Consider the following 11578-nt stretch of genomic DNA (forward strand, 5'->3'; position numbering starts at 1 on the left):
GCGCAACTCGACGTCGACGCCGGCGGTCGGCTCGTCGAGAAGCAGCAGTTCGGGTTCATGCAGCATGCACGCGGCAAGCGCGAGACGCTGTTTCCAGCCGCCCGAGAGTGCGCCGGTCAGCTGGTTCGCGCGGCTGGCGAGACCGAGCGCGTCGAGTGCGCGCGCGACGGCCGCCTGACGGTCCGGCATCTGGTACACGCGTGCGACGAAATCGAGGTTTTCGCGGATCGACAGATCCTCCCAGTACGAAAAGCGCTGCGTCATATAGCCGACGCTGCGCTTGATCTGTGCGCTTTCGCGCACGATGTCGTAGCCGAGGCACGTGCCGCTGCCTGAATCCGGTGTCAGCAGGCCGCACATCATCCGGATCGATGTCGTCTTGCCGCTGCCGTTCGGCCCCAGGAACCCGAAGATCTCGCCGCGCGCGACGCGCAGCGACACGTTTTTCACGACATGCTTCTCGCCGAAGTGCTTGTTCAGCTTGTCGACGTCGATCGCATAGGGAACGGACGGCGCATTCATGGCAATCTCACGGCGACCGGCTGGCCCGGATGCAGCTTCGTCGCATCGGCTGCGGCCGGCCGCGCCTCGACCATGAACACGAGCTTGGTGCGGCTTTCATTGCTGTAGATGACGGGCGGGGTGTACTCGGCCTGGTCCGACACGTAAGTGATGCGCGCCGGAACGTCGGTCGCGCAGCCGTCGCACTGGACGCCGACGGCGCGGCCCGGCGCAAGCGTCGCGACGACGGTTTCCGGTACGAAGAACCGTATCTTGACGTTCTGGGGCGGCAGCATCTGCACGACCGGATTGCCCGCTTGCACCCATTCGCCGGGGCGATAGAGCGTGTCATAGACGCGCCCCGCCGACGGCACGGCGACGCGTTTCTGGTCGAGTTTCCACTGCGCTTCGGCGACAGCCGCCTGCGCGGCATCGACCTGCGCGGCCTGCGCAGCGAGCTGATGCGACCGGCCGGGCAGGCGCGCGACGTCGACCTGGCTTCGCAGCTCGCGGACTTGCGCGGCCGTCGTCCGGGCCGACGCGCGTGTGTCGTCGAGCTGTTGCCGCGAGATGCCGCCCGCGCGGAACTGCGCTTCGTCGCGCGTCAATTGTTCGGCGGCCTTGCTCGCCTGCACTTCTGCCTGCGCGAGTTGCGCCTTCACGACATTGACTTCCGGCAGACGCTTGCCGGTTTGCAGATCGGCGAACTGCGCCTGGGCAGCGGCGAGCCGCTGCGTCGCCTGGCGCAGCTCGGCCGTCTCGCTGACAGCTTCGAGCGCGAACGCGGGCGTGCCGGCGGCGACGGTCTGTCCGCGCTGCACCGCCAGCTGCGTCAGCGTGCCCGATTGCGACGACGACAAATACACGAACTCGCCTTCGACGTAGCCCTGATAGGTGTGGCCGGCATCGGCCGGGTGCTGCCCGCAGGCGGCGAGACCTGCGATCAAGCCTGCGAGCGTGAGCGATGAAGGGCGCCGCATCACGGCCTGCTCCTCGTGGCGCGCGGGCGACGCACGGGTGCGGGCGGCTGCATGCCGAACCCGAGCAGCGCGGCGACATGCCGATGCAGCGCATCGCGATCGAGGGCCGGCAGCCCGCGGGCGCTATGCCAGAGCTTCGATGTGGCAAGCGGCAGCATCACGAGCGCGATGATCGAGTTGAACAGGAAGAACGGTTCGAGCCCGGGATTCACGATGCCGGCTTCCTGCGCGTGCCGGATACGCTCGGCGAAGCGCCGGATGTGCTCGACGGGAATGCGCCCGACCATGCGTTCGCGCAGCATGCCGCCTTCGTTGACGATTTCACGCAGCCACAACGGCGGCAGCCACGGCATCCGCTCGGTGACGTCGAAGAAGCGCGACACCAGCTCCGCGACGAGTGCGAACGGATCGTTGTCGAGGTGCGCATCGGTCGGCCGCCAGACGAACGCGATGACCTGCATCAGCCGCTCCTCGACGATCGCATCGAGCAGTTGCTCGCGATTCGTGAAGTAGTAGTGCACCATCGCCGACGTGACACCGGCCGCCTCGGCGATCTGCGCCACGGTCGTCGCGGCGATGCCGCGTTCGGCGAACAGGCGGGTCGCGACGTCGAGCATCTGGCCGCGCACGTCGAAATCCTCGACCGCCGGGCGGCGTCCGCGGGGCTTGGCGACGGTGGATTTCGCGTTCATGCAGAAAACGCTAATTGACGGGTTAGTTAATTTCAAGGAAGGGTTTTCGTCGACATCGATCGACATCGGATGAAAGCGAATCCGGTGGCGGGTTGGCGCGGCGTCCGGTTGCGCGTCGGGGATGAGCGGTGCCCGAATGAAGGGAATGCCTAACGAATGGCGGCCGCATCATTTGCCTCGACGGGCCGCCGGCGACGTGCGCATGCACGGCGAATGCCCGCCGGCGAGCCGAAGGCGGACACAAACCCATACCGTCGAAAGGGTCGCTGCGAGGGCGCGAGACGACTGGTCTAATTCTGACTTATCATCCGTCCTCGAATACGCGATCCCGGCCGCCGATGTGTCGGCGGCGACCGCGGCACGGCGGGAACGCAGGCCGCAATGATCGAATTGTCGTCGCGCGACGGCGTGTGACAGCACGCAGTATCGTCGCGTTTTTTTTGTGATCGCAGTCTAGACGACTGGTCTAATAGGAAAAAGTCATATGCAGAATTTCGACTACGTGAACCCGACACGCATCGTGTTCGGCGAAGGCTCGATCGCGCGTCTTGCCGAACTGGTGCCGGCCGGCGCCCGCGTACTCGTGCTGTACGGCGGCACGAGCGCGGAGAAGAACGGCACGCTGGCCGAGGTGCGCACGGCCTTGGCCGGCCACCATCTGGCGGAATTCGGCGGCATCGAACCGAATCCGTCGTACGAGACGTTGATGCGGGCGGTCGAACAGGTGCGTCGTGACGACCTGAATTTTCTGCTGGCGGTCGGCGGCGGCTCGGTAATCGACGGCACCAAATTCGTCGCGGCAGCCGTGCGGTTCGACGGCGAGCCGTGGCGCATTCTCGAGACGCACGGCGCGGAGATCCGCGACGCGCTGCCGTTCGGCAGTGTGCTGACCCTGCCCGCGACCGGCTCCGAGATGAACAACGGCGGCGTGATTACGCGCAAGGCGCTGGGCGCGAAGCTCGCGTTCCGCAGTCCGCACACGTTCCCGCGCTTTTCGGTGCTCGACCCGGTGAAGACCTCGACATTGCCGCCGCGCCAGATCGCGAACGGAATCGTGGATGCATTCACGCACATCGTGGAGCAATATCTGACATATCCGGCCGGCGGTCTGGTGCAGGACCGCCTCGCCGAGGGATTGCTGAAGACCTTGATCGAGATCGGCCCGACGGCGCTCGCGCAGCCGGACGATTACACGGCCCGGGCCAACCTGATGTGGGTCGCGACGCTGGCGCTGAACGGCCTGATCGGCGCGGGTGTTCCGCAGGACTGGGCCACGCACATGATCGGCCACGAGCTGACCGCCCGCTACGATATCGACCATGCGCGCACGCTGGCGATCGTGCTGCCGGCGATGCTGGCGGTGCGCCGCGACGCGAAGCGTGACAAGCTGCTCCAGTATGCGGCGCGCGTGTGGGGCATCGTGGACGGCAGTGACGATGCGCGGATCGACGCGGCGATCGGGCGAACCCGGGCGTTCTTCGACAGTCTCGACGTCAAGACGCGGCTGGCCGATTACGGGATCGGCGCGGAGGCGATCGACGGACTCGTCGCACAACTCGGCGCGCACGGAATGACCGCGCTCGGCGAGCGCGGCGACGTGACGCTCGACATCAGCCGCCGGGTGCTCGAAGCGAGCGTCTGAGCCGCATGATTTGCGCCGGGCCCGGCCCGGCATGTGCCGCGCATCATGCGCGGTTCCGTTCCAATCTTTCAAAGGAGTACCCGATCATGAAGATTCTGGTTGTCCTGACCTCGCACGACAAGCTGGGCGATACCGGCCTGAAGACCGGCTTCTGGCTCGAAGAGCTGGCCGCGCCGTACTACGCGTTCAAGGACGCCGGCGCCGAACTGACGCTCGCGTCGCCGAAGGGCGGCCAGCCGCCGCTCGATCCGAAGAGCAGCGATCCGGCGTCGCAGACCGACGCGACCCGCCGCTTCGAAGCGGATGCCGACGCGAAGGCCCAGCTCGCGGCGACGCGCGTGCTGGCGGACGTGTCGGTCGACGACTACGACGCGGTGTTCTATCCGGGCGGCCACGGCCCGCTGTGGGATCTCGCGGAAGACCTGCACTCGATCGCGCTGATCGAGCGCGCGCTGTCGGCCGGCAAGCCGGTCGCGACCGTCTGTCATGCGCCGGGCGTGTTGCGTCATGTGAAAGATCCGTCGACCGGTGAATCGGTCGTGCGCGGCAAGCGCGTGACGGGCTTCACGAACAGCGAGGAGGCCGCGGTCGAGCTGACGGAGGTCGTGCCGTTCCTCGTCGAGGACATGCTCAAGACCAACGGCGGGCGCTTCGAGCGCGCGCCGGACTGGGCGCCGCACGTCGCAGTCGACGGGCTGCTGATCACAGGACAGAATCCGGCCTCGTCGGAGCCGGTTGCCGAGGCGCTGCTCGAAAAACTCGGACAGGCCTGACCGCGCGGCCGCGCCTTTTCATCGCTGCCCGGCGGCATGTGCCGCCGGGCAGACGGCTCGACGCCGCCGCCCGGCGGATCGTTCAGCCCGTTTACAGGACTCGTCAAAGGAGTAGTGGATGTCCGCATTGTTCGAACCGTTCAAACTGAAAGATGTCACGTTGCGCAACCGGATCGCGGTGCCGCCGATGTGCCAGTACGTCGCCGAGGACGGCGTCATCAACGACTGGCATCAGGTGCACCTCGCGGGCATCGCGCGCGGCGGCGCGGGTCTCGTGATCGCCGAGGCGACCGCGGTGTCGCCGGAAGGCCGGATCACGCCGGGCTGCGCCGGGATGTGGAGCGACGCGCAGGCCGAGGCGTTCGCGCCGTCGGTCGCCGCGATCAAGGCCGCGGGCGCGGTGCCGGGCATCCAGCTCGCGCACGCGGGCCGCAAGGCGAGCGCGAACCGGCCGTGGGAAGGCGACGATCATATTGCCGACGGCGATCCGCGCGGCTGGCAGACGATCGCCCCGTCGGCGGTGCCGTTTGGCGCGCACCTGCCGAAGGTGCCGCGCGCGATGACGCGCGACGATATCGCCCGCGTGCAGGCGGATTTCGTGGCAGCGGCGAAGCGTGCGCGCGACGCCGGCTTCGAATGGCTCGAGCTGCATTTCGCGCATGGCTATCTCGCGCAGAGCTTTTTCTCGGTGGATGCGAACCAGCGCGATGACGAGTACGGCGGCTCGGCCGAGAATCGCGGCCGCTTCCTGGTCGAGACGCTCGCGGCGGTCCGCAAGGTGTGGCCGGAGCATCTGCCGCTGACGGCGCGCTTCGGCGTGATCGAATACGACGGCCGCGACGAGGAGACGCTCGCCGAGTCGATCGCGTTGACGCAGCGCCTCAAGCAGGAAGGGCTCGATCTGCTGAGCGTGTCGGTGGGATTCTCGACGCCCGACGCGCAGATTCCGTGGGGGCCGGCCTTCCTCGCGCCGGTTGCCGAGCGCGTGCGGCGCGAAGCGGGGCTGCCCGTCGCGTCCGCGTGGGGCATCGACACGCCGCAACTCGCCGAGCGTGTCGTCGCCGAGCAGCAGATGGATCTGGTGATGGTCGGCCGTGCCCATCTCGCCGATCCGCACTGGCCGTATTACGCGGCGAAGCAGCTCGGCGTCGAGCGGCCGTCGTGGACCCTGCCCGCGCCGTATGCGCACTGGCTGGAGCGCTACAAGGTCGCGGCCAAGGCGGCCTGAGCGGTCGTGCGATCGCGCCGGCCGTGCGCCTCGCCCGGCGCCATGCGCGGTGCGGATCGGCGCAATCGCCGCGCGCACGGCACTGCGGCTGCATGTGACATCCGGATCCGGCGCCGACGCCGATAGAATGGCGGTTCGTGCGGGCTTGCTGCCCGCCGGACCGCCATTCATTTTGTTCTCCACAGAGGTGTCATGGGCGCAATCGTTCCGCCGTCTCCCGATTCCGCCAGCCGGCCGCGCGCGCAGCAAATCGCGCGCGCGGCGCTTTATGCGGGTTTGCTGGCACTCGCGCTGTGGGTGATCCGCGCATTCATCCCGGCCGTTGCATGGGCCTGCGTGATCGCGATCGCGCTGTGGCCGCTGCTGAACCGTTTCGACGCGTACCGGCCGTTCCGCGACCGGCCGACCGTCATTGCGATCGCCATCACCCTGACGATGTCGCTGCTCGTCGTGCTGCCGGTGGCGATCGGCCTCGATCAGGCGGCCGGGCAGGCGCACGATCTGCGCGAATGGCTGCACGGCGTGCAAAGCAACGGCATTCCGCTGCCGGAGATCGTCCACCGGTTGCCGTTCGGCGCATCGCAGGTGGATGCATGGTGGCAGGCGCATCTGGCGCATCCGCTGCACGGAACGAACGCGGTAAAGGGCTTCAACGGCGACACGTTCCTCGCGTTCGGGCGGCAGGTCGGCTCGAAGCTCGCGCATTTGCTGCTCGACTTCGTCTGCATGCTCATCACGCTCTTCGTGATCCTGCGCTCGGGCCGCCGTCTGTCCTGCGTGCTGATGCAGGGCGCGAACCGCGCGTTCGGCACGAACGGCGCGCAGCTGATCGAACGAATGGCGGCGGCCGTGCAGGGCACGGTGACGGGCCTCATCGTCGTCGGGCTCGGCGAAGGCGCGCTGCTCGGTGTCGCCTATGCGCTCGCGGGTGTGCCGCATGCGGCTCTGCTCGGGCTCGTCACGGCGATTGCGGCCATGCTGCCGTTCTGTGCGCCGATCGTGTTCTGCGGCGCGGCGCTCTGGCTGTTCGTGCAGGGCGCGACCGTCGCGGCGGCGAGCGTGGCCGTGTTCGGATTCATCGTCGTGTTGATCGCCGAACACGTGTGTCGTCCCGTCCTGATCGGCAGTTCGGCGCGGCTGCCTTTTCTGCTTGTGCTGTTCGGCATCCTCGGCGGGGCGGAGACGTTCGGCCTCATCGGCCTGTTCATCGGGCCCGCCCTGATGACGGTGCTGACACTGTTGTGGAGCGAATGGGTCGGATAAGCGCGTCGCCCGCTGTCATGCGCGTTGCATGACAGCGGGCGACAATCGCGCCATTGCCCGGCGCTTTGCTCGCGAAATGCCGGCCCCGCACTTTACAATTCTTTTCGATCCGGACCCGCAGGTCGATTAGCATGTGATGTTTCGACCGCGCCGGCATGGCGCTGCACACTTCCCCGTATGCGAACGACCCCGATGTCCCGGCCTGCCGTCACGGTGTCCCTGGCGGCGAGTTGTCTGTTGAGCGGTTGCGCGTGGTTCGACACGTTCATGCCGTTTTCCTATTCCCGCCTGCCCGTGCCGAAGGCCGCGTCCGAGCAGGGCGCGACGCGCGCGCAGATCGTCCGCGCGGGCGGCAATCCGCGCAGCGTGTGGATGGTGCGCAACGGCAGCGGCGTTTGCTACAACTACCTGCTCGCGCACGGCGACCACGGCAAGCCGTATTTCGTCGTATTCGACCATGCCGGCGTCGTGACGCGCCACGGCTTCGAATCCTGCATGGATGCCGATCGCATGGGCCTGCTGCAGACGCAGAAGGTCAGCACGCGATAGCGTGCGGCGGCGTGCCGCCGCTTGTCAGGCGAGCGTGTCGACCACGCCGCCGTCGACGCGCAACGCGGCGCCCGTCGTCGCCGACGATTGCGGCGAACAGACGTAGACGACCAGATTCGCGACTTCCTCCGGCGTTGCCGGACGCTGGATGATCGAGCTCGAACGGCGGGTGCGCACAAAGTCGGTCGCGACCTCGTCCACGCTGCGTCCCGTTTCGTCGGCTGTTTCCTGCAGCATCGACCGGACGCCTTCCGACAGCGTCGGCCCCGGCAGCACCGAATTGACCGTGACCCGGCTGCCGGCGGCGAGCTTCGCGAGCCCGCGCGCGATCGACAGCTGCGCGGTCTTCGTGAAGCTGTAATGGATCATGTCGACCGGAATGTTCAACGCCGATTCCGACGAGATGAACACGACGCGCCCCCAGTTGCGTTCGAGCATCCCCCGCATGTAATGCCGGGCCAGCCGCACACCGGACATCACGTTCATCTGGAAGTAATGCATCCATTCGGCGTCGTCGACGTCGAAGAACGGCTTCAGGCCGTAGATGCCCGCGTTGTTGACGAGGATGTCGGCCTGCGGCGCAGCCCGCGTGAGGCGCGTGGCGCCGTCCGCGTCGGAGAGATCCGCGGCGACGCCTTCGACGGCTGCGGCGGGCGCCGCACTGCGCAAATGCGCGAGCGCGGTCTGCACGGACGCATCGCTGCGTCCGTTGACGACGACCCGTGCGCCGGCACGCGCAAGTCCTTCGGCGATGGCCAGCCCGATGCCGGCGGTCGAAGCGGTGATGACCGCCGTCTTGCCATTCAGATCGATGTGCATAAGCGTAAGGGGCGAGGGATGAACGAAAGCGCGCCGCGCGTGGTGCGGCGGCCGGAATTCCAAGCTTAGGCGATTCCGCGCGATTCGCCAGCGCGAGCGGGAAGAGCGGGAAGAGCGGGAAGAGCGGGAAGAGCGGGAAGAGCGGCGAGGGCGGCGAGATCCCGGCGCCGCCCGTTGTCAGATCTGTTCCATCCCGACGCGCGCCAGCCGCGCGAGATCAAGCACCTCGATCTGGTTGTAGGCGAGCCGCAGCACACCGAGCTTTTCCAGCTGCTGCAATGCCTGGTTGATCCGTTGCCGCGACACGCCGACGAGCATCCCGAGTTCTTCTTGCGAGATCGACAGCGCGCGGCCGGTATCCGGATACAGGTGAGGATTGAACAGTTGCGCGAGCGATTGCGCGACGCGTGCATCGACGTCGAGCAGGCGACTGTTCTGGATCGACGCGATGAATTCGCCCATCCGGTTGTTCAGCTGATGGATCACGAAGCGCGTGAACGGCAGGCTGCTGTCGAGCAGTGCATGAAACGTGTCGGCGGGCACGAACAGCACGGTCGAGCGCTGGATGGCGACGACATCGTACTTGCGCGGCTCGCGCTTGATCACGCTGCCTTCGCCGAACCAGCCGCCGGACGGCACGCCGGAAAACGTGCAGCCGCGCCCCGATGCGTTGTAGATCGCGAGCTTGAGCAGCCCGCGGTGTACGCCGATCCAGTATTCGGACGGTGCGAGACGGTGTGCGATCGTGTCGCCCGCGTCGCGGCATTCGGCGTGCGCGTGGGCGAGCACGCGCGCCTGATGCTCGGGCGCGAGCGCGCGGAACCAGGCGCACTGGCCGAACAGCGCGGGCAGCGGGCCGGGCTCGGCCGGTCCGTCTGGCGCGTCCGGCGTGGCGGCGGTGAAGGGGGCGAGAACGTCGTCGTGCATGAATGCGGGTTTGCGAGGATAGGGATAACGCGCGGGACACACTGTCGCTTCGATGACAGACGGCTCACAATAACGCCCGGTAGGCTATCCCGAATTGAACCACATCAAAACGATCCGAGGCGCGGGTGCCTCGGCATGGCATGGGACGGGAGCCGGCGGCGAAGTGCCGGCGCCCGTCGATCGAATGACAAAGGATCGGAAGCCGCGCTCAGTGCACTGGACGAAACCGGACTTGAGCGCCAAGGCGCAGCGTTCGGCCGGTATCCGATCGACAAAGGAGACACAGCACCATGACGCAGATGTTCGAAGCCGGACTTGACCGCCGCGACGCGAATTACGTGCCGCTCACGCCGATCGACTTTCTCGTGCGCTCGGCGGAGGTCTACGGCGACCGCCCCGCCATCGTGCATGGCGATGTGCGCCGCACCTGGCGCGAAACCTACGTGCGTGCGCGGCAGCTCGCGAGCGCGCTCGCGCAGGCGGGCGTCGGCCGCGGCGACACGGTGGCGGCGCTGCTGCCGAATATCCCGGCCATGGTGGAGGCGCACTTCGGCGTGCCGATGGCCGGCGCGGTGCTGAACACGATCAATACACGGCTCGACATTCCGTCGGTGCTGTTCATGCTGCGTCACGGCGAAGCGAAGGTGCTGATCGTCGATACCGAGTACGCCGATCTCGCACAGCGCGCGGCGCTCGAATTGCCGGAGTTGAAGATCGTCAGCGTCGCCGATGCGATGCCGGCCGATCCGGTCCGATTCGCGGGCGCGACCGATTACGAGACATTCGTCGCCGGCGGCGACCCGGAATACGCGTGGACGCCGCCCGCCGACGAATGGGATGCGATCGCGCTGAACTATACGTCCGGCACGACCGGCGATCCGAAGGGCGTCGTCTACCATCATCGCGGCGCGCATCTCGCCGCGCTCAGCAACATCCTCGAATGGGATCTGCCGAAGCATGCGGTGTACCTGTGGACGCTGCCGATGTTCCATTGCAATGGCTGGTGCTTCCCGTGGGCGATCGCGGCGCGCGCGGGCGTCAACGTCTGCCTGCGCAGGTTCGACGCGAAGACGGTGTTCGACCTGATTCGCCGCGAACGCGTCACGCACTACTGCGGTGCGCCGATCGTGCAAAGCGCGATCGCGAACGCGCCGGCCGAACTGCGCGAGGGGATCGACCACACCGTCCATGCGATGGTCGCGGGCGCCGCGCCCGCCCCGGCCGTGATCGCGAAGATGAAGGAAATCGGTTTCGACCTGCTGCACGTGTACGGTCTCACCGAGGTGTACGGCCCCGCGACGGTCTGCGCGAAGCAGGCGCACTGGGATGCGCTGTCCGATGACGAGCGCGCGCGGCTCAATGCGCGGCAGGGTGTGCGCTACCACCTCGAGGCCGGGGCGACGGTGCTCGACCCGGACACGATGACGCCCGTGCCGGCGGACGGCGAAACCCTCGGCGAGATCATGTTTCGCGGCAACATCTGCATGAAGGGCTACCTGAAGAATCCCCATGCGACCGACGAGGCGTTCCACGGCGGCTGGTTCCATACCGGCGATCTTGGCGTGCTGACGCCGGACGGCTATATCCGCATCAAGGATCGCCGCAAGGACATCATCATCTCGGGCGGCGAGAACATTTCGAGCATCGAGGTCGAGGATGCGCTGTACCGCCATCCGGCGGTCGCGGTCGCGGCGGTGGTGGCGATGCCCGATCCGAAGTGGGGCGAGGTGCCGTGCGCGTTCGTCGAATTGCGCGACGGCATGCATGCGACGGAGGCGGAGATCGTCGCGCATTGCCGGACGCTGCTCGCGGGCTTCAAGGTGCCGAAGGTCGTGCGTTTTGGCGAGCTGCCGAAAACCTCGACCGGCAAGATCCAGAAGTTCCAGCTGCGCCATGCGGTCGGATCGGACAAGGCCATCGATCTGGCCGGGCAGCCGGCGGGCGGCGCCGACACGAAGTAAGCCGCCGCGCGTGGCGCGTTCCCGCGGATATCAATACGGGACGAGCCACGCGATCACCAGATAGCGCGCGACCTTCGCGAACGTGACGATCGCCAGAAAGGTCGGAAGCGGCTCGCGCAGCACGCCCGCGATCATCGTCAGCGGGTCGCCGATCACGGGCGCCCAGCTGAGCAGCAGCGACCAGCGCCCATAGCGGGCGTACCAGCGTTCGCCGCGCGCGAGCGGGAGGGCGCGGGCATCAAG

11 protein-coding genes and 1 pseudogene are annotated in these 11578 nt (G+C 67.4%); 6 read left to right on the forward strand and 6 right to left on the reverse strand.

Features of this window, described 5'->3' with window-relative positions; all coding sequences use genetic code 11:
• From KH616_RS13950 to KH616_RS13960, 3 genes are all read right to left on the reverse strand, one after another.
• On the reverse strand, nucleotides 1–522 hold a 522-nt coding region (locus KH616_RS13950; RefSeq protein ID WP_292245386.1), incomplete at its 3' end, for an ABC transporter ATP-binding protein.
• Nucleotides 519–1481, reverse strand: a complete 963-nt coding sequence (locus KH616_RS13955; protein ID WP_292245388.1) for an HlyD family efflux transporter periplasmic adaptor subunit — start codon at nucleotides 1479–1481, stop codon at nucleotides 519–521. The genes KH616_RS13955 and KH616_RS13950, both read right to left, overlap by 4 nt.
• Nucleotides 1481–2173 (reverse strand): TetR/AcrR family transcriptional regulator, encoded by a 693-nt coding sequence (locus KH616_RS13960; RefSeq protein ID WP_292245390.1) that lies wholly within the window; start codon nucleotides 2171–2173, stop codon nucleotides 1481–1483. Before KH616_RS13960 ends, KH616_RS13955 begins: the two co-directional genes overlap by 1 nt.
• A 484-nt stretch (nucleotides 2174–2657) precedes the next feature.
• On the opposite strand from KH616_RS13960, the gene KH616_RS13965 reads away from it, so the two are divergent.
• The 5 genes from KH616_RS13965 to KH616_RS13985 all read left to right on the forward strand — a co-directional run bounded on the left by KH616_RS13965 (nucleotide 2658) and on the right by KH616_RS13985 (nucleotide 7628).
• The gene (locus KH616_RS13965; protein WP_292245391.1) at nucleotides 2658–3815 is read left to right on the forward strand and encodes an iron-containing alcohol dehydrogenase; all 1158 of its coding nucleotides are present in this window, start codon (nucleotides 2658–2660) and stop codon (nucleotides 3813–3815) included.
• Between the two features lie 86 nt (nucleotides 3816–3901).
• A complete protein-coding gene (locus KH616_RS13970; RefSeq protein WP_292245392.1) occupies nucleotides 3902–4588 on the forward strand; it encodes a type 1 glutamine amidotransferase domain-containing protein in 687 nt (228 codons plus the stop codon).
• 118 nt (nucleotides 4589–4706) lie between these two features.
• A complete protein-coding gene (locus KH616_RS13975) occupies nucleotides 4707–5816 on the forward strand; it encodes an NADH:flavin oxidoreductase/NADH oxidase (RefSeq protein ID WP_292245394.1) in 1110 nt (369 codons plus the stop codon).
• A 192-nt stretch (nucleotides 5817–6008) separates the two neighbouring features.
• The gene (locus tag KH616_RS13980; RefSeq protein WP_292245396.1) at nucleotides 6009–7079 is read left to right on the forward strand and encodes an AI-2E family transporter; all 1071 of its coding nucleotides are present in this window, start codon (nucleotides 6009–6011) and stop codon (nucleotides 7077–7079) included.
• Nucleotides 7080–7271: 192 nt separating this feature from the next.
• On the forward strand, nucleotides 7272–7628 hold the full coding sequence (locus KH616_RS13985) for a hypothetical protein (protein WP_292245397.1): 357 nt from the start codon (nucleotides 7272–7274) through the stop codon (nucleotides 7626–7628).
• Between the two features lie 24 nt (nucleotides 7629–7652).
• On the opposite strand, the gene KH616_RS13990 is transcribed toward KH616_RS13985, so the two are convergent.
• Together KH616_RS13990 and KH616_RS13995 are read right to left on the reverse strand one after the other, a co-directional pair.
• A complete protein-coding gene (locus KH616_RS13990) occupies nucleotides 7653–8447 on the reverse strand; it encodes an SDR family NAD(P)-dependent oxidoreductase (RefSeq protein ID WP_292245398.1) in 795 nt (264 codons plus the stop codon).
• A 177-nt stretch (nucleotides 8448–8624) separates the two neighbouring features.
• A complete protein-coding gene (locus tag KH616_RS13995; RefSeq protein ID WP_292245399.1) occupies nucleotides 8625–9374 on the reverse strand; it encodes a Crp/Fnr family transcriptional regulator in 750 nt (249 codons plus the stop codon).
• Nucleotides 9375–9664: 290 nt separating this feature from the next.
• Here KH616_RS13995 and KH616_RS14000 point away from each other — a divergent pair, with 290 nt between their 5' ends.
• Nucleotides 9665–11335, forward strand: a complete 1671-nt coding sequence (locus tag KH616_RS14000; RefSeq protein ID WP_292245401.1) for an acyl-CoA synthetase — start codon at nucleotides 9665–9667, stop codon at nucleotides 11333–11335.
• 30 nt (nucleotides 11336–11365) lie between these two features.
• Here KH616_RS14000 and KH616_RS14005 read toward each other — a convergent pair.
• Nucleotides 11366–11578 (reverse strand): annotated as a pseudogene (locus KH616_RS14005) (DedA family protein); the annotation flags it as partial.

The sequence above is a fragment of the Burkholderia sp. genome, from assembly GCF_018375725.1.
GTDB lineage: Bacteria > Pseudomonadota > Gammaproteobacteria > Burkholderiales > Burkholderiaceae > Burkholderia.